Here is an 18,708-nt window from a genome sequence, read left to right on the forward strand (position 1 = left end):
GATAATAATTATAGAAGTATTTTAGTGAAAAGTTAATGAGTTTTTACTTGTTTTTTACCACAGTACTTTGTTGTAGCTAGTTTGTTTCTGTTTTTAATATATTTCTTAAACTTTTTGCTTTTGACAACACATCATCGTAAGTCAGAATTGTTATTGTTCCGTTAAATGCTTTATTTCTTCTAATTAAGCTAGCTTTTGTTTTTTCAGTAAGTGTTGAAGTTCTTCCAATAATTACAAATCCTTTTGGGGAAATTAAACCATTTAGTCCATTACGAGCATAAGAGTTATTTTTTTCAATCCAATCTAACCAGTCAATTACTTGTTGTTCAGCGTGTAATAAATAACTTGAAGGATTTCCTTGTTTGGTAAAAACAGATAAAGTACTTGATTCAATTTCCATAAGGTCGATTAAACCATTAAATTTTTCTAAAGCATAATCAACTTCAAATTCAGAACCTAATTTATGTTTTGGTATTATTTTCGCATAATCAAGTCCAAGAAGTATTGGGTTTTTAGATATACAATTTTGCAAACTATTTTCGTTTCTTTTGGAAGTGTCTAAAAGAGTTTCTAATTGCTCAATTGCTAATTCTAACATTGATAAAGTTCTATGAGCATTATTCAATTTTAAGAATTCTTCTTTAACGGATTGTTTTAAGAGTAATAAATCAGTAGGTGACCAAAACTTTGTCAAATCAATCTCTGAAACCATATCAATTTTAAAGTCATCCATTTTTTTTGAGTTGACAGGTCTTATCTTAACATCATTTCCGTGTTCATCAGGCGCAGTAAACCCATTTTTTATCAGTTTTTGATAGTAATCTGATAATTCCTTTTCAACTTTTTCATTGTTTGGATAAATAGGTACTTCAAGAGCAGTTGCAAGTCCTAGTATATTTATAACAGCACTTTCAATATCTTTTTTGTTACCTTCAATTACGCTGTCTATTAAATGATTATAAGATAATTCTAATTCTTTTGTATCCAACATTGGACATATGTAATGAAAAACAGGAATTCCTTTTTTAATATCAAAAATTAATTCCCTTGTCATTCTCATTAAATCATAGTTAGTTTTGAATGGATTTTTATCTTCGGAATCGTCTTTACTATTTTTTATTTCAAGAAATTTATCAAAATCAGAATCTGTTGGGCTTTCAAAAACTAAAGGGAATTTTTCCGCTTTTTCCCATTTTAAAAGTCTGTTTTTTTTCTTCATTTGAGTTTTGTTAAAATTAGCTACAACTTGTTTATATAGATGTAAAATACATCGTTATACAACCAAAAAGGAGGTATAAGAGTACTTTACTGTTCTTTTATATTTATTGCTAAACTTACTTATTTTTGGAAGAAAAGGAAGTCTATAGCAATTTTATTAAGCGTTAGCCAAGATAAAACAAAATAAAAAACCATACAAAAATGTATGGTTAAAAGTAGTTTGTTTTTTAGTTCTTAACTTTTGTTTATTAATTGCATGTTATTTCACTAAAAGAAGTTTTTTGAATCGCATTATTTTGAGTGTAATAACTTTCGTTAAAAAGCATAAACTTATCTATTCCGTGCCCAGAAGATCTTGCTGAAACTTGCATTGAATATACACCAGGTTTTTCAAACTTTACATATATTTTATGCGAATCATTATCAGAAGTTGCTGCTTGCCATTTGAAATCTAAATTATTTCCACTTCTATATATTTTAAACCAACCATCAGCAGATGTTCCTTTTGGGTTTGGAGTTTTACCTGTTCCTTTAGGATATACTTTAGAACCCTCTTTTTCTCCATAGAAATCATCTGCATCAGGAAATTTTAGCCAACTATCATTATGATCAGAACCACTATTTCCTTGAGTTACTGCAGAACTCCATAAAAAACGGTAAACACCAGGGTTTTTAATGTTTAGCTTAAACTCAACTAAACCACTACCAGGTTTTCCTAACGATTGATTTCCTGTCCAAACATAATATCCTTTTCCAGTAGTAGAACTATTTGTTTTTAATTCCCAACCTGTAGGAAAATCATTGTTTTCAAATTCAACTAAAATAAAATTGTCCTTTTCATTAAAAATAAAAGCAGAAGGGTTTTTACATATTTGATTTCCAGTGTTTCCAGTATCTATGTTTTCTTCTACATTGTCAGTGTCAGAAGAGCAAGAAAAGAATAAAATGGTTACTAGTGTTAATAAGGGGATTTTTGTTTTCATTTGGTTTTTAATTTAAAAATTTACGTTGTCTTTTAGTTTCAAAAATTAATATTGCGCAAGCAACCGATACATTCATTGAGTCGATTTCACCTTGCATTGGGATGTTGATATTCTGAGTGGCTTGGTCTCTCCAAATTTGTGTTAAACCTGTAGCCTCTGTACCAACGACAATAGCAGTAGGTTTAGTATAATCTTCCACAAAATATGGATTAGAATTTTGTAGGGTAGCACTGTAAATATTTATGTTATGCTCTTGTAAGTACGCTATAATGTCTTCAGAAGTACCTGTAGCTATTTGATTGGTAAATACACAACCCACACTAGAGCGTATGATATTAGGATTGAATAAATCCGTTTTTGGGTTGGCAATAAAAACAGCATCTACATTAGCAGCATCGGCAGTACGAAGCATAGCACCAATATTTCCTGGTTTTTCAATACCTTCCATAACCAATACGAGTGGAGTATTGGTGTTGAATTCAATAGCATCTAAATCGAAGTTTTTAGTTTTCACTACAGCAATAATACCCTCGGTAGTATCACGATAGGCAAGCTTTTGGTATACCTCTTTTGTTATTTCTATACAATTAGCAGCCTTATTTAGAATTTTGTTTACACTTTCTTCGGTAAACATATCAGCAACAAATAGCAAGGTGTCTATTTCATAATCTCCTTTAACAACTAACGAAATTTCACGCTGTCCTTCAACTAAAAACAATCCTTTCTTCTTACGTTCTCTAGATTTTTCTTGAAGCTTTAAAAGTTCTTTTATATAGGCGTTTTGTGTACTACTAATCTGTTTCATTTGCTATGATATCTAAATACAAAAGTACTATTCTGTTTTATAATAAAATACCATCTTACTAAAAGAATAATTACTAGCTATTGCTGTTGTTAGGCAAACAACAGTACTGTTGTCTAACACCAAACAGTACTGTTGTTTAACACCAGATGCTACTGTTTGAATCTTCAAACAAAACTAAAATATGGGGTGTACTAGTTTGTATTAAGCTTCATACAGTAGTGTATGAAGTCACCCGACACTACTGTATGGTGTTATAATACAGTGGTGTATAAAGTTACCATACAGTAGCGCATGCTTATTGGCACCGCCAAAGGGTTTAATACCCCGAGGCTTGCTTCGAAAATCAAGAACTTTTTTTCCTATAAAAGTTTCGTGAGCTTGCTTTGAGGTAGTTTACTATCAGTGCATAAAAAAACATCATTCTTTTTACGGAATGATGTTTTTAAGTTCTAATAATGAGATTTTGATATCTCATTCGTTAAGGATGGTGTTTATTGATTTTTATACTTATTAGCATAACGCTTCCATAATTTTGTTTGATGCGATTCTAGGCTGATTTTTCTTCCTTGAATAAAAGCTTCTTTTAAAATGTTAGTACGCATGTCTAAGGCATCACCTTCAGAAATAAATAGGGTAGCGTCTTTACCAGTTTCTAAAGTACCTACGTTGTTATCAATACCTAAAATTTTAGCATTGTTTTGGGTAATTAGCTGAACTGCTTTTTCTTTTTCTAATCCGTAAGCAGCATACGTTCCTGCATAAAAAGGTAAGTTACGTGTACTCATACGTTCCATATCTCCTTCCATACCCAAACCAACTAAAATACCTGCATCGGTTAATATCTTAGCCGCTCTAAAAGGTCTGTCATAATCTGCATCTTCACCATTAGGCAAACGGTGTGCACGTTCTAAAATAACAGGTACATTGTTTGCTTTTAATAAGTCAGCAACTTTTTCAGCCTCTTGTCCGCGAACAATCACGATGTTTTTAACGCCTAACTCTTTACAAATAGTTACAGCGTCAGTAATTCCTTTTTCTCCTGATACGTGTACAAACATTTTTTGCGAACCGTTTAAAACGCCTTGTAAAGCTTCATAAGGTAAGTTTTTAGGTGTTTTGTTACCTGCTAAGTAGCTTTTTGCATTGGCGAAAAACTCTGTAAGCTTATCAATACTTTTTTGATAGTTTTTGTTAGGCTTTAATCCTGGATCTTCACCCATCCACCAACGACCTCTCGAGAATACTTGAGGCCAGTTCAGGTGAACACCGTCATCGGTTTTAATAGCAGCATCTTCCCAGTTCCAAGCATCTAATTGTACTACCGAAGAGGTACCAGAAATAACACCACCACGTGGAGCAATTTGTGCCATTAATACGCCGTTAGGACGCATGGTTTCTACCACTTTACTTTCTGCATTATAAGCAATAATACTACGGATGTGAGGTAACATTGAACCTACCTCATCAAAATCTCTCGTTGCACGTACAGCATCAATTTCAGCTAAACCTAAAGAGGTGTTTGCTGCAATGAATCCTGGGTATACGTGTTTTCCTTTGGCATTAATAACAGTTCCCATACGGGCAATTCTCATATTAGCACTTCCTACAAATTCAATTTTTCCGTTAGAGAACATAATTAAAGAGTTCTCAATCACTTCTCCGTTTCCTAAATGTGCCGTAGCACCTTCAATACTATAAGCTTCAATTTGCTTGGGTGCTGGTGTTTGTTGCGCTAGTATGTTTCCTATACATAAGAAGCATACTATGTTATATATATATTTAATTTTCACGTTTTATATTTTTGTTACTATTAGTTTATACTTAGTAGTTAATCTTACTAAATTTCTCTGTGAGGATTACTCTGTGTCACAGTGAAATAATTTCTGAGTTTTCTTTTTAGGAGCTTGTGTTTTACCGCCCTTAATCTTCTCTTGTAACATCATATTGATTAGCTTAGCACGTTCTGCTTTTATAGCTTTACGCTTTTCTAAGTCTTTTTCAATATCAAAATAAACAGCTCCGTCAATAATTGTTTTCTCTGCTTTAGAATATATTGAAAGTGGATTTCCGCTCCATACAACTACATCTGCATCTTTACCTTCTTTAATACTTCCTGTACGGTCGTTTAAGTGTAATAGTTTTGCAGGATTAATAGTTACTGTAGCCCAAGCTTCTTGTTCGCTTAAATCTCCGTATTTAATTAGTTTAGCGGCTTCTTGATTTAGTCTACGAGACATTTCGGCATCATCAGAATTAATAGCAACCGTAATACCTTGGTTGTGCATAATAGCAGCGTTGTATGGTATAGCGTCGTTAACCTCGTATTTATATGCCCACCAGTCAGCAAAAGTAGAACCACCAACTCCGTGTTCTTTCATTTTGTCGGCTAGTTTGTATCCTTCTAAAATGTGTGTAAACGTATTAATGTTAAAGTTGAATTGTTCTGCAACCTTCATTAACATATTAATTTCTGATTGTACGTAAGAGTGACAAGAAATAAAACGTTTTTTATTAATAATTTCTGCTAAGGTTTCTAACTCAATATCTTTACGATATGGTTGTCCGCTTTTCTTTTTAGCATCGTATTCTTTGGCTCTTTGAAAGTAGTCAATATATACTTGTTCAACTCCCATACGTGTTTGAGGGAAACGAATTGTATTCATATCTCCCCAGTTAGATTGTTTTACATTTTCACCTAAGGCGAACTTGATAAACTTAGGTGTGTTATTGTATAACATTCCGTCAGCATTCTCTCCCCATTTTAGTTTGATAATTGCCGAACGTCCACCAATTGGATTGGCAGAACCATGTAATACTTGAATAGAAGTAACACCACCCGCAATGTTTCTGTAAATATTTACATCGTTAGGGTTGATAACATCTTCAATAGTTACCTCCGCCGTTGAGTTATGTCCTGATTCGTTTACTGCGGAAGTAGCAATATGTGAATGCTCATCAATAATACCTGCGGTTACATACTTACCAGTTCCGTCAATAATTGTTGCACCTCTTGAAGATAGGTTAGTGCCTATTTTGGCTATTTTACCATTTGTAATTAATACATCGGTATTGTTTAGTACTTCGTTGTTTTCAGAAGTCCAAACCGTCGCATTTTTAATTAAAATAGTTTCTTTTTGTGGAGCTGTAGGGTTTCCTAATCCGATGTTTGGATAGGTAACGGCTAGTACTTCAGGAGTGGTCTCTTTTTTCTTGTTGTCTTTCTTTTTAGCATCAGCTTTTCCAGTATAAGTAGCATTCCAAGTATTTTCATTCCCATCGTTGTCGGTAGCTGTACCCGTAATTTGTTGCTTGTTTTGTACCAATGCTGTTAAGCGAGTATAGTTGTCACCATCTTTAAGAGTTATATGCAACCAACCGTTACTAAAAGATGATTTACTATTTATCTTTTTATCTCCAGTCTTTAAAGCAGCTGTTTGTTTAGCTCCTTTACCAGTAATGGTCATATCGTACGACTTTCCGTTAACTGTTAGTGTGTACTTACCTGTAATATCTTTACTATCCATTGGGTTAATGGTGTTTTTATCACCCTGCACCCAGTTTTCATATAAAGTAGTTTGTTTGTCAAAAATATCACCAGAAGTAATTAAGAAGTTGGCATAACTACCAGCTTTTAAGTTACCAACTTTGTCATTTTTTAAAATCTTGGCAGGTACTGTAGTTAATGCTTCTAAAGCTGTAGTTTTATCTAATCCGTAAGTAATAGCCTTTTGAAGATTGCTATTAAATTCTTTTGCCTTTTTTAACTTGTATGTAGTTAATGCAAAAGGAATATTGTTTTTTGCTAAAATTGATGGGTTTGCTGGTTCTTGATTCCAAGAGCGCATATCGCTTAACGCAATTTTATTTGCTAAAAATGGATTTGATACATCGTAAGCATTTCTAAAGTTAATAGGAATAATGTACGTAGCATTGGTTGCTTTAATATCATTAATTCTTTCATATTCGTTACCTCCACCTACAATGGTATATTGAATTCCGAACTCATCACCAATTTTATCAGCACGCATATTGTCTAAATATCCACCCGCATTAAATATTTGTGGTAACTCTTTTTTGTTGTTTAGAGCTTCTAAAGCTAAATCGGTGTTTTTTGCATTTCCTTTAGCATACCAATCGGCATCTAAATATGTTTGGCGTAATAGTGCCATAGCTCCCATACGTGACGTAGGATAGCTTTGACGTGATTTAGCACTTTTAGAAAACGATAAGTAGTTTCCAGATTCTTTGTCTAAAATTCTGTAAGCATCAGAACTGTTAGGGTTTAAAGCAACTAAAATTCCGTTACCTCGCATAATACCGTCTGCCACGTGTGTATTAACAGCACCAAAGCCTAAAGACAATAATTCTTTAGCTTTTTTAGCATCAAAGTTAAATTCAGCAGCAGCATCTACATCAGGACGAATATGGTCGTTCCAGTAATATCCTTTTCTGCCAGCATCGTATTGTGGTCTTTTACCACGACCACTTTCACGTTTAGGTTTTGCGATACCAAAGGTTGAATAAGCATCAACAAAAGAAGGATATATAGATTTTCCATCTAGGTTAATTACGTGTGCTTCGTTAGGTATGGTAACCGATTTACCTACAGATACAACTTTACCGTCTTTAATAAGTAGTATTCCTTTTTTTACTACTTGGGTAGGGGTAACATAAATGGTAGCATTGGTAAATGCATACACGTTGTTTTTGGATGACTTTACTCCTGTGTTGGTAGGAAAGTACTCTTGTGCAAAAGAGCTACTAATACACAGGGATAAGAGTAAGAATAGTATTTTTTTCATTTAATATTGAGTTGATTAGCTTATAAAAATAGATAGTTAAAAAGGAAAAGAATTCCTTTTAACAAAACATTAAGAATTAATCACAGGGTGATAGCCAAGAATTTAATCCACCAAGGCTTACTTAATAGACTTAAAATAGGTTTTCTTATAGTTCTTTGTTTATTTGCCCTAAGATAGTTTAGTTAAGAACTAGTTTTCCAATCTTTTCATGACCAGATAACCAAGCGGTATTCTTATCAATAAACTGAATAGCATAGTAGCTTTCCTTGCTTACTTCTTTCCAAGTATGTCCACCGTCGTTAGAAAATGATATTCCTGTTTTTCCAACTGCAAAGACTTCCTTTCCGTTAGTATTAGGTACATACTGTACGCAGCTTTTGTAATTAGGATTGGTATTATTAGCTACGAGTGTCCATGTTTTACTACCATCGGTAGTAATTGCTTTATTAGCGTTATTGTTTTCTGGTTTTGCGTAGTTTCCTCCAATAGCAATTCCATGGTTTTCATCATAAAAATCAATAGAGTAAATTCCTTGTGGTCCGTCACCTTGTACAATTGGGGTATCAAAAATTTCCCAAGTGTTCCCAAAGTCGGTAGATTTTAAAATACGTGCTTTAGTTCCTCCAGAGCCTATCCATACGGTATTATTTATGATAGCAATATTGGTGTTACTAGCAGCAAAAAAGGCTTCTCCTTCTTCAAAAGTAGGTAGTTGAGAGCACGGTAGTTTTGTCCATGTATTTCCCCATCTGAGGTAAGAATAACAGACGGACAATCATCTGTAGGATCACCAACGGCAATACCATGCTTTCCATCGGTAAAGAATTGCATACAGTCGTAAAAAACCTTTTCGTGTGCTTCTGTATATACTAACTCATACTTGTTTTCATTTCCTTTATATAGTAAGGCAGGATTAGCTACCGATAAGGCAAATATGTTTTCATCGTTTTTGGCAATGCTTCTAAAGTGCGGTATAATAGTATCGTTATACTTTAAACTTTGTGTTTGCCATGTTTTACCACCATCCTTTGTACTTGTAATATCTCCTTTAGAACCTGCAAAAATTAATTCATCGTTACTAATGGCTAGCATAGCTCTAATACTGGTACTATCTTGTTTAAATTCGGTAATTTTAATAGTATCAAAAGTTCTTGGAGCTTTCTTTTTTTGTGTACAAGAAAGTATTATAAAAGAGATTAATAAAAGGAATGATAATCGTGTCATATTTTTGATATTTTTACAGAACTAAAAATAGGAAAACCAAACTTAAATCAATGAAAAAAGCCTTAGTAATTTCAGGAGGAGGAAGTAAAGGAGCCTTTGCGGGCGGTGTTGCACAATACCTAATGAAAAATAAAAATAAAGATTACGATATGCTTTTAGGAACATCAACAGGTAGCTTAATGGTTTCGCATTTGGCTTTAGGTATGGTTGATGAATTAAAAGAAATATATACTTCGGTAGATCAAAAAGCTATTTTTAGTAATAGTCCGTTTCGAATAAAATCGGTGCATGGAGAGAAGGTAATTTCTATACGACATAGAAATACTTTTTGGAACTTTTTAAATGGTCGTAAAACATTTGGTGAGAGTAAGAACTTACGAAAGCTTATAAGCAATAGCATAACTAAAGAAATTTACGATGAAATTAGAAGGTTAAATAAAGAGGTAGTGGTAACAGTTTCTAATTTAACAGCAAATCAAATTGAGTACAAATCTATTTTGGAGTGTGAGTATGAAGATTTTTGTGATTGGATTTGGGGGTCGTGTAACTATGTGCCTTTTATGAGTTTGTTAGAAAAAGACTACTGTCAGTATGCCGATGGTGGTTTTGGTAGTTTAGTTCCTATTCGTGAAGCAATTGCACGAGGAGCTACCGAAGTTGATGCTATTATTTTAGCTACCGAAGTAACCCAAATGAATAGATTACCTGCTAAGAACCCTTTTTCACTGATGATGGATACGTTTGATTTTATGTTGGAGAATGTTGAGCGACATAATATTACTATAGGAAAGTTATCTGCCAAACAACACAATGTAAAGCTGAACTTATACTATACACCAACGGTGTTAACAACCAATTCGCTAGTTTTTGATAAAGAAAAAATGAAGAAATGGTGGAAGTCGGGTTATAAGTATGCTAAAAAACTGGATGATGATAGAATGACAGAGTTTAGACCTGAGATGGTAGATAATCAAGATATAGAGGAAGGAATAGAAAATAACGAAGTATGAAGTTTGGAAAAGTAGCACAACCAGAGTTAATAGATTTTACATTACCAGCAACGCATCCTAAAACAATAGAGCTATTAAGTTCTTTTGAAAGGAGCGGTACACCTAATGTGTATGTTGGCTGTGCAAAATGGAATAAAGCAGATTTAAAAGGTTTTTACCCACGAGGAACCAAAGATGAATTAGAGTATTATTCGAAACAGTTTAACTCAATAGAGCTCAATGCTACTTTTTACCGACAGTTTCCAGCAGCACAGTTTGAAAAGTGGAAAGCTAAAACTCCTGAAAACTTCAAGTTTTTCCCAAAACTAGGGCAGGAGATAAGCCACTGGAAGCGTTTACAAGGTGTACAAGATGCTGTGAATGTGTATTTAGATAATGCTTCACATTTACAAGAGAAGTTAGGTACCATATTTTTACAGTTACACGCTAATTTTGGTAATAAAAACTTTGATAGATTACAAAACTTTGTGGTAAGCTGGCCTAAAGGTATACCATTAGCTATTGAGGTTCGTCACCCAAATTGGTTTGAAGATGAGGTTGTATTTAATGAGTTTACACAGTTGTTTGAAGAACATAACATAACCAATGTGTTAGTTGATACCGCAGGAAGGAGAGATATGATGCATATGCGTTTAACGAATAATGAAGCTTTTGTTCGTTATGTTGGAGCAAATCACCCGTCAGATTATACACGCTTGGATGATTGGGTAGTTCGTTTAAAAGAATGGAACGATGTAGGTTTAGAAAATATTCACTTTTTTATCCATCAAAACTTAGAAGTAGAATCACCTTTGTTGGCAGCCTACTTTATAAAAAAGCTAAACAAGGAATTAGGAGTTGACTTAAAAATTCCTAATGAAGAGAATAATCAACAAATGAGTTTGTTGTAATTTGTCTTAAACTTCAGACAGTACTGTCTTTAATCACAAGACAATGGTGTCTAATGGTACCGTATGCTAGTGTCGTGTGTAATAAGATGGTAGGTTATTGAATAAAAAGTATAAAAAAATCCAGCTAAGCAAGCTGGATTTTTTATTTATATAGCATAATTATATTATTGTAACTCTACATACATATTGTTATAATCAGGGCGCATCATATTTGAATTCCATGATGGAGAAAATTGAACTCCTTTTTTCATAGTAGGCACTCCTTTAGCTCCCGTAGTAATGTATTGAATGGTTCTTTGTAATAAAGGCTCGTTAGGGTCTCCTAAAATACCTAAGTTACCTGGATTTTCGTCTATAGTAACTTCAGGTATAAACCCTTCAGGAGCATTTTCACCATCTTTATTTTGAATTTCTAATACTATAGGTTGCATTGCCCACGTATGACTCTTTAAGTTATCGCCATTACGAGTATAATCATCAGAATCGTATAAGGTAATAGAACCAACATGTTTTCCGTAAGTTTGAGTTCCTACTAACTTTACATCAATATAAGGCTTTAGAGCATTGATAACTAATTCGGATGCAGAAGCGGAATCATCAGAAACGATAAAGTAAATAGTATTTAGGTTTAAACTATTAATTGCTTCATCCAGTACCACATTTCCTTGTTGGTCTTTATTTAAAATCTGATTCGTAAAGTTATTGATTAATAAATCAGGGTTTGTTACCTCCATCACTTTATGATTCCATACTTGTTTAGCAAATAACTCATTAGTGAACTGTCCGGTAATCATACTTCCTAAATACGTAGCTGTTTGTACAGAACCCCCACCGTTATAACGTAAGTCGATGATTAAATCGGTAATATTAGCTGTTTGAAACTTAGCAAACTCAGCATTTAATTCTCCGTCAAAGTTACTAGAGAATTGATTATATAGTAAATATCCAATAGTGTGGCTACCGCTAGTAATTACGTTGGTTACTTTTATTGGGTTTTCTGTTACTTGAGATTTTGTAACAGTAATGGTTGTGCCATTACTAACAGGATTTCCTCCATTGTAATTAGCTAAATGAATAGTAAAGGTATCATTATCTAATAAATCATTTACATTCGCTCTAGTTATAGTTGTTCCGTCAATCTCAGTAATAATCATTCCACGAGTAACTCCTTGTGCATCTGCATCAGAACCAGCAACAACATCGTATACATATATATAGTAACCTCCAGAACCATCAGTATAATCAGCACCTTCTAGCTTCATACCACTTGTTAAGCGTACTCCAGCAAAAGACTCTTCTAGAGCTATGTAATCATCTACAATCCACGAATAGGTTCTGTTAGGATCTTTAGGGTATTCATTAGGCATGTATAATAAATTGTAAAATAGGTTAGCAGGATCGTCATATCCTGACAAATAACTGAACAATTCACTATCATTACTAAAACGTCTGTCAGCTAAATCAGGAACCAAATCTTGCCATAAGTAGTAAGCGTTTAAACCTTTCCAAACGAAATTTTGAACTTCAATATTTTTCGGCGCATCGTCTTTTTCACTGCATGATACAAGTAGTATTGAAAAAAAGATGATTAGGGATGCTTTAAGTAATTTCATAAGAGTATATTAGTTGTAACAACAACGCAATTTACTGAATAATATTATTTTTTTTTAGTATTGATGTAACAAACTTAAAACTGCGTCGTCGTAGATATGTAAACCTGTTAAATAAGACGCAATTGTTTTAATAGGCTTACAGAACTAATTAACCAAACCATGAACCAATCAGACTTTTTAAAAGTTGTATTACCATTTAAAGACAAAGTCTTTCGTTTAGCGAAAAGATTGTTGGTTTCTACTGAAGAAGCTGAAGACGCTACACAAGAGCTGTACTTTAAATTGTGGAGAAATAGAGAAAAGCTCTCTAATTATAAAAATGTAGAGGCATTTGCAATGACCATGACGAAGAATTATTGTTATGACAGATTAAAGTCTAAACAAGCAAGTAATTTAACATTGGTTCATAGTAATTATAAAGAGAAAGATACTCCTTTAGAAAAGAGGGTAGAACATAACGACAGTGTAAACCGAGTACATGAGCTTATAGATAAGTTACCAGAGCAGCAAAAAATAATCATACAATTAAGAGATATTGAACAATATGATTTTGATGAAATATGTAAAATGGTTGATATGAAACCGACAGCTGTAAGAGTAGCATTATCAAGAGCTAGAAAAGCAATAAGACAAGAATTAATAAAACAACATAACTATGGAGTTAGCTAACATAGAAAAATTATTAGATAAATATCTAGACGCAGAAACAACATTGCAAGAAGAGCAAACGTTACAAGAGTATTTTACATCAAACGACGTGGCACCGCATTTGCAAGAGTATAGTATGATGTTTGGTTATTTTAAACAAAGTAAAGACGAAACCTTTACCAAAACCATTCAGTTAGAACCTGAGAAAACTAAGAAGAACTGGAAATGGTTATCAGTAGCAGCGTCAGTAGTCTTACTATTTAGCTTATTTATGGGTAATGAAGAGTACAAAAAGCATCAACAGCGTAAACAGTTTGCACAAATTAAAGAAGCGTTGCAACTAGTTTCGGTCAATTTAAACAAAGGAAACGATGCATTATATGCAGTTTCAAACAACCTAAAAAAAGGAAATGATGCTATTGAACACTTAGGAACCTATGAAGAAACAGTAAACAAAGTAATAAACACAGTAAATTAATTAAGAAAGTAAAACCAAGTACTTATAAACCAATAAAATCATGAAAAAAATAATATTATTATTCGCATTCGTATTTATAGCTAATGTAAGTTTCGGACAGTCGATATTTGATAAATTAGAAGACCTAGATGAGGTATCATCAGTGGTAGTAAATAAAGATGCTTTTGAAATTTTATCTAAATTTAAGGTAGAATCTGAAGACAATGAAGCTATGGAGGTTTTTAAAATGATTCAAGACCTACAAGAGCTAAAAGTATTTTCTACTGAAAATGCAAAAGTATCTGGACAAATGGAGAGCATGGTAAAATCAGCAATAGCAAAGAGTAACTTAATAGAGTTAATGCGTGTAAAAGATAAAGATTCTCGTGTTAAAATCTATGTAAAGTCTACTAAAAACAAAGACTTTGTAAGTGAAGTGTTAATGTTTGTAAAAGACAAAAACTCTAATAGTGGTTCACCAGAATCTGTAATTGTTTCGTTAACTGGTAACATAGACATTAATAAAATGTCAAAATTAGCAGAGACGTTTTCTAAAGACGGAAAGAAGAACAAATAAAAACAAATAAGGCAGCGTTAATTAGTTAACGCTGCTTTTAATCAAAAACTAATAACAATGAAAAAACTACTTATATATTCAATATTACTAGTAGCTTTTGTAACCGTTTCTTGTAAAACAGAATCCTTACAAAGCTATTTGGTAGAAAGCCAAGAAAAAGAAGGCTTTATAACGTTTGATGTACCAGCTAGTGTACTGCAATTAAGCATGGATAAAGCTTCGGAAGAAGACAAAAAAGCTTATGAAAGCATAAAAAAGGTTAACATTACTGGTGTTCCTTATAAGAACTTAAATGAAGCTAGTTATGAAGTTGAGAAGGAAAAATTAAAATCTATCTTTAAAAAATCTGGCTACAAGCAATTAATGAAGTTTAAAAAAGATGGAGCCAATGCAGCAATTTATTATTCAGGAGATGCTGATGCTATTGATGAAATTGTAGCTTTTGGTTACGGAAAAGATATGGGAGTAGGAGTTGCACGAATTTTAGGAGAAAATATGAATGTTGGGAAAATTATGGAAATGATGCAGAAAGCTAAGATGGACGCCGGAAACCTAGATTTAAAACAATTTAAAATGATCTTCGATGACAAGCATCGTTCTTCAGAAGAAACAGAATAAAAATTTGTGTTGAAAATATAGAAAAGCCGTTAGATTATCTGACGGTTTTTTCTTTTTAACGGGTCATTAACAAGCCTCCCAATAGAATTTCATATTTTTGGACTCTAAACAAAAACATATGAAATTTAACAAACTCCTTGTTTTTATCGCTGTTTTCTTTACAGCAAGCTTATTTTCTCAATCAACCAAAGTATACAGAGCTGAAAAAGATAAAGTTCACAACTTAGTTCATACGAAGTTAAAAGTAGATTTTAACTTTCAAAAAAAAGAGATGAATGGGGAAGAATGGGTAACCTTATCACCTCATTTTTATGAAACAGATAAGGTTACGTTAGATGCAAAAGCAATGGTTATTCATGAAATAACAATGAATAATCAACCATTAGAGTATAATTACGATGATTATGAGTTAATCATTAACTTACCTCGTACCTATAAGCGAAACGAGGAGTTTATTTTATATATTAGATATACGGCGCGACCAGAAAGGGTAAAGCAAAAGGGAAGTGCAGCTATTACATCTGCAAAAGGGCTGTATTTTATCAATCCAACAGGTTTTGATAAAAACAAACCAACTCAAATTTGGACGCAAGGTGAAACCGAAGCAAGTAGTTGTTGGTTTCCAACAATTGATGCGCCAAACCAAAAGACATCACAAGAAATTTATATGACGGTTCCGCAAAAGTATGTAACACTTTCTAACGGAAAACTAGAAAAACAAACTACCAATGCTAACGGAACTCGTACTGATTATTGGAATTTTACTCAGAAGCATGCACCATATCTGTTTTTTATGGGAGTAGGAGAGTATGAGGTTATTAAAGATAAATACAAAGACATTCCTGTTGATTATTATGTAGAGAAGGAATATGCCCCGTATGCAAAAGATATTTTTGGAAATACTCCTGAAATGTTAGCGTTCTTTTCAAAAATTACAGGAATTGAATATCCATGGAATAAATATGCGCAGATTGTAGGACGTGATTATGTAAGTGGTGCTATGGAAAATACCACAGCCGTAATTCATGGAGAAAGAGCGTATCAAACACCGGGGCAATTAATTGATGAAAACGTACAAGAAAACACAATTGCACACGAAGCTTTTCATCATTGGTTTGGTGATTTAGTAACTACCGAAAGTTGGAGTAACCTAACCGTAAACGAGAGTTTTGCTAATTATAGTGAGTATTTATGGTTAGAGCATAAATATGGAAAAGATGAAGCAGACGCACACTTGTTTGAAGATATTGAAGGGTATAAGAGCGGACAAAATTTTGATAAACATTTAGTTCGTTTTTATTACGAGGATAAAGAAGATATGTTTGATGCGGTTAGTTACAACAAAGGAGGTGCTATTTTACACATGTTACGCAACTATTTGGGTGATGAAGCTTTTTACGAAGGATTGAATACTTATTTAACAGCTAATAAATACGGAACAGGAGAAGCACACCAATTACGTTTAGCTTTTGAAAAAGTAAGTGGAAAAGACTTAAACTGGTTTTTTAATCAGTGGTATTTTAACAGCGGACATCCAAAACTATCGATATCTTACGATTATAACAAACTTAGAAAAACAGTAACGGTAAATATTATTCAATCTCAACTTAATGAATTTAAATTCCCATTTGCAATTGATGTTTTTGAAGGAAGTAAACGTACACGTCATACTGTGTTTGTTGAAGGAAGAGATGCTTCATTCACCTTTCCTTTTACCAAGCATCCAGATTTAATTCAAGTAAATGCTGACGGTGTGTTGTTATGCGACATATCAGAAAATAAAGTGTTGAGCGATTATATACATCAATTAAAATATGCTCAAAACTACGTGCATAAAAGAGAAGCCTTGTTAGAAGTAGCTAAACACCAAGATGATAAAAAAGCGTTTAATGCAGTTGCAGAAACTCTGAATAATGACTTTTATAAGATTAGAATTTTAGCCTTGGAGAACATTAATTTAATCAATAAATATTCAAAAAAGAATGTGATTGATCAAATAATGAAAATCGCTCAAAACGATCCAAAAACGTTGGTGCAAGCAGCTGCAATTGAAACCTTAGGGAAGTTAACAGACCCTGCATTAAAATCGGTGTTTGAAAAAGGCTTACAAAGTAAATCGTACTCAGTATTAGGAAAGTCGTTGGTAGGAATGTATTATATAGACAAACAGTTAGCAATTCAAAAATCAAAAACGTTACCATTAGCTGTAAAAAAGATCATTGCAACACCGTTAACGCGCATTTATTTAGAAGAAAATGATGATGAAGAGCTAAGTTTTATCGCAAGCAATGTAATGTCTGGAATGTTTTTAAGTCCGAATAAAAAGATTCAATCATTGTATAAAAAAGCATTCGATAAGATTGGAAAAAGTAATAATACAGAGGCTATTCAAAACTTATCCGAAGATATTGTGGTTAAAGGGCTTCAGTATAAGCAATATAACTTTGATAAGGTTGGAGTAAATTTATTACGCCAAATGGTTCAAATGCAAAAAACTAATAATCCGTCAAATAAAGAAAAACATCTTAAATTTATTCAAATAGCAATGGCGAAGCTACTTGAATAAATAGTATACTTCATAAAGTTTAAGTTAAAAAGAATACTTAGTTTTGGCACAATAATTGAATTTTCTTGCGAAACTTAAACTTTATGAGAAAAACTACTTTACTACTTATTTTATCGGTATTGGTATTAGTGTCTTGTAGTAGTGTAAAAACTACTGAAAAAGCGCTTAATTCGGGTAATTATGATAAGGCAATTTCATTATCTATTGAAAAATTAGCCAAGAATAAAACCAAAGAGAAAAATCAGCCGCACGTACTAATGCTTCAGGAAGCTTTTAGAAAAGCGACGGATAGAGATTTGGACAGAATTTCTTTTTTAGAGAAAGAACGAAATCCTGAAAACTTTGAAACAATTTATACGCTGTATCAACGTCTTAATAACAGGCAGGAAAAAATAAAGCCATTGTTACCGTTGCGAATTTTATCTTCTGGTAGAAATGCCAAGTTTAAACTTGTTAATTATACGGATGAAATTCTTGCAGCAAAAGAAAATTATGCTGGTTATTTGTATGAAAATGGTGTAGCCTTGTTAAATGAAGGAGACCGAAACAAAATTAACTACAGAAGAGCTTTTGACGAGTTAAGGCATTTAGATAAAATTAGCCCTAACTATAGAGATACAAGAAACTTAATAGAAGAGGCGCATGCTAGAGGAATTGATTATGTACATGTTTCTGTTAGAAATAGAACAGAGCAAATAATTCCAAAAAGATTAGAAAGAGACTTGTTAGCAATTGATACCTATGGGTTGAATGATTTATGGACACAATATCACGCAAAAAGAGATAGAAATATTCAATATGATTTCGATTTAGAGTTAGATTTTACAGATATTATAGTTTCTCCGGAACAGGTACATGAAAAGGAAGTTATTAAAGAACGACGCATAAAAGATGGGTTTAAGTATTTACGAAATAATAATGGAAGCTATGTAAAAGATAGCTTAGGAAATAAAATAAAAGTAGATAAGTTTAAAAGAATACGTTGTAAGCTTTACCAGTTTACACAATTTAAGAGTAGTAAAGTAACTGGTGTTGTAAAGTATATTGATAATAGAAGCAATCAATTATTACAGCGTTTTCCTATACAAAGTGAGTTTATTTTTGAACACATATATGCCGATTATGATGGAGACAGAAGAGCGTTGGATAAGTCGTTTATAGAGTTACTTGATGAAAGATCAGTAAACTTTCCTTCTAGTGAACAAATGGTGTATGATACAGGTACCGATTTAAAACAGAAACTCAAACATATTATCACACGAAATAAGTTTAGAAATTAAAGTATTAAAACTCCTGT

15 protein-coding genes are annotated in these 18,708 nt (G+C 32.8%); 8 read left to right on the forward strand and 7 right to left on the reverse strand.

The window, feature by feature from the left end:
- Nucleotides 1-76: 76 nt before the first annotated feature.
- The 6 genes from MK851_RS14750 to MK851_RS14775 form a co-directional block, all read right to left on the reverse strand.
- The gene (locus tag MK851_RS14750) at nt 77-1,219 is read right to left on the reverse strand and encodes a Shedu anti-phage system protein SduA domain-containing protein (RefSeq protein WP_320244655.1); all 1,143 of its coding nucleotides are present in this window, start codon (nt 1,217-1,219) and stop codon (nt 77-79) included.
- Nucleotides 1,220-1,466: 247 nt separating this feature from the next.
- Nucleotides 1,467-2,201 carry a hypothetical protein gene (locus MK851_RS14755; RefSeq protein ID WP_320244657.1) on the reverse strand — a complete coding sequence of 245 codons (735 nt, stop codon included), beginning with the start codon at nt 2,199-2,201 and terminating at the stop codon, nt 1,467-1,469.
- A gap of 7 nt (nt 2,202-2,208) precedes the next feature.
- Nucleotides 2,209-3,006, reverse strand: coding sequence for an RNA methyltransferase (locus MK851_RS14760; protein WP_320244659.1), 798 nt, complete (start codon nt 3,004-3,006; stop codon nt 2,209-2,211).
- 491 nt (nt 3,007-3,497) lie between these two features.
- Nucleotides 3,498-4,796, reverse strand: coding sequence for an amidohydrolase family protein (locus MK851_RS14765; protein ID WP_320244662.1), 1,299 nt, complete (start codon nt 4,794-4,796; stop codon nt 3,498-3,500).
- Nucleotides 4,797-4,862: 66 nt separating this feature from the next.
- Nucleotides 4,863-7,808, reverse strand: a complete 2,946-nt coding sequence (locus tag MK851_RS14770; RefSeq protein WP_320244665.1) for an amidohydrolase family protein — start codon at nt 7,806-7,808, stop codon at nt 4,863-4,865.
- Between the two features lie 178 nt (nt 7,809-7,986).
- Nucleotides 7,987-8,583, reverse strand: coding sequence for a hypothetical protein (locus tag MK851_RS14775; protein WP_320244668.1), 597 nt, complete (start codon nt 8,581-8,583; stop codon nt 7,987-7,989).
- 499 nt (nt 8,584-9,082) lie between these two features.
- On the opposite strand from MK851_RS14775, the gene MK851_RS14780 reads away from it, so the two are divergent.
- Together MK851_RS14780 and MK851_RS14785 are read left to right on the forward strand one after the other, a co-directional pair.
- Nucleotides 9,083-10,042, forward strand: coding sequence for a patatin family protein (locus MK851_RS14780; RefSeq protein ID WP_303510609.1), 960 nt, complete (start codon nt 9,083-9,085; stop codon nt 10,040-10,042).
- Nucleotides 10,039-10,932: a DUF72 domain-containing protein gene (locus MK851_RS14785; protein ID WP_320244672.1), complete on the forward strand. Its 894-nt coding sequence runs from the start codon at nt 10,039-10,041 to the stop codon at nt 10,930-10,932. The genes MK851_RS14780 and MK851_RS14785 overlap by 4 nt, the downstream gene beginning before the upstream one ends.
- Nucleotides 10,933-11,096: 164 nt before the next feature.
- Here MK851_RS14785 and MK851_RS14790 read toward each other — a convergent pair whose 3' ends face one another.
- Nucleotides 11,097-12,545 carry a S41 family peptidase gene (locus tag MK851_RS14790; protein ID WP_320244675.1) on the reverse strand — a complete coding sequence of 483 codons (1,449 nt, stop codon included), beginning with the start codon at nt 12,543-12,545 and terminating at the stop codon, nt 11,097-11,099.
- 159 nt (nt 12,546-12,704) lie between these two features.
- On the opposite strand from MK851_RS14790, the gene MK851_RS14795 reads away from it, so the two are divergent.
- The 6 genes from MK851_RS14795 (at nt 12,705) to MK851_RS14820 (ending at nt 18,691) form a co-directional block, all read left to right on the forward strand.
- Nucleotides 12,705-13,214: an RNA polymerase sigma factor gene (locus tag MK851_RS14795; protein WP_303510602.1), complete on the forward strand. Its 510-nt coding sequence runs from the start codon at nt 12,705-12,707 to the stop codon at nt 13,212-13,214.
- Nucleotides 13,201-13,671: a hypothetical protein gene (locus MK851_RS14800; RefSeq protein WP_320244678.1), complete on the forward strand. Its 471-nt coding sequence runs from the start codon at nt 13,201-13,203 to the stop codon at nt 13,669-13,671. The genes MK851_RS14795 and MK851_RS14800 overlap by 14 nt, the downstream gene beginning before the upstream one ends.
- 40 nt (nt 13,672-13,711) lie before the next feature.
- On the forward strand, nt 13,712-14,227 hold the full coding sequence (locus MK851_RS14805; protein WP_303510599.1) for a DUF4252 domain-containing protein: 516 nt from the start codon (nt 13,712-13,714) through the stop codon (nt 14,225-14,227).
- A gap of 57 nt (nt 14,228-14,284) precedes the next feature.
- Nucleotides 14,285-14,845 (forward strand): DUF4252 domain-containing protein, encoded by a 561-nt coding sequence (locus MK851_RS14810; RefSeq protein ID WP_320244681.1) that lies wholly within the window; start codon nt 14,285-14,287, stop codon nt 14,843-14,845.
- Nucleotides 14,846-14,963: 118 nt separating this feature from the next.
- The gene (locus MK851_RS14815; protein WP_320244683.1) at nt 14,964-17,411 is read left to right on the forward strand and encodes a M1 family metallopeptidase; all 2,448 of its coding nucleotides are present in this window, start codon (nt 14,964-14,966) and stop codon (nt 17,409-17,411) included.
- Between the two features lie 83 nt (nt 17,412-17,494).
- Nucleotides 17,495-18,691, forward strand: coding sequence for a hypothetical protein (locus tag MK851_RS14820; protein ID WP_320244686.1), 1,197 nt, complete (start codon nt 17,495-17,497; stop codon nt 18,689-18,691).
- Nucleotides 18,692-18,708 lie beyond the last annotated feature (17 nt).

Origin of the sequence: Tenacibaculum sp. 1B UA (assembly GCF_033978845.1) — a bacterium.
Lineage (GTDB): Bacteria > Bacteroidota > Bacteroidia > Flavobacteriales > Flavobacteriaceae > Polaribacter.

Coding starts and splice junctions, on each gene's coding strand:
- MK851_RS14750 (WP_320244655.1), bottom strand. CDS start 1,219: ATGAAGAAAAAAAACAGACTTTTAAAATGGGAAAAAGCGGAAAAATTC.
- MK851_RS14755 (WP_320244657.1), bottom strand. CDS start 2,201: ATGAAAACAAAAATCCCCTTATTAACACTAGTAACCATTTTATTCTTT.
- MK851_RS14760 (WP_320244659.1), bottom strand. CDS start 3,006: ATGAAACAGATTAGTAGTACACAAAACGCCTATATAAAAGAACTTTTA.
- MK851_RS14770 (WP_320244665.1), bottom strand. CDS start 7,808: ATGAAAAAAATACTATTCTTACTCTTATCCCTGTGTATTAGTAGCTCT.
- MK851_RS14780 (WP_303510609.1), top strand. CDS start 9,083: ATGAAAAAAGCCTTAGTAATTTCAGGAGGAGGAAGTAAAGGAGCCTTT.
- MK851_RS14785 (WP_320244672.1), top strand. CDS start 10,039: ATGAAGTTTGGAAAAGTAGCACAACCAGAGTTAATAGATTTTACATTA.
- MK851_RS14790 (WP_320244675.1), bottom strand. CDS start 12,545: ATGAAATTACTTAAAGCATCCCTAATCATCTTTTTTTCAATACTACTT.
- MK851_RS14795 (WP_303510602.1), top strand. CDS start 12,705: ATGAACCAATCAGACTTTTTAAAAGTTGTATTACCATTTAAAGACAAA.
- MK851_RS14800 (WP_320244678.1), top strand. CDS start 13,201: ATGGAGTTAGCTAACATAGAAAAATTATTAGATAAATATCTAGACGCA.
- MK851_RS14805 (WP_303510599.1), top strand. CDS start 13,712: ATGAAAAAAATAATATTATTATTCGCATTCGTATTTATAGCTAATGTA.
- MK851_RS14810 (WP_320244681.1), top strand. CDS start 14,285: ATGAAAAAACTACTTATATATTCAATATTACTAGTAGCTTTTGTAACC.
- MK851_RS14815 (WP_320244683.1), top strand. CDS start 14,964: ATGAAATTTAACAAACTCCTTGTTTTTATCGCTGTTTTCTTTACAGCA.
- MK851_RS14820 (WP_320244686.1), top strand. CDS start 17,495: ATGAGAAAAACTACTTTACTACTTATTTTATCGGTATTGGTATTAGTG.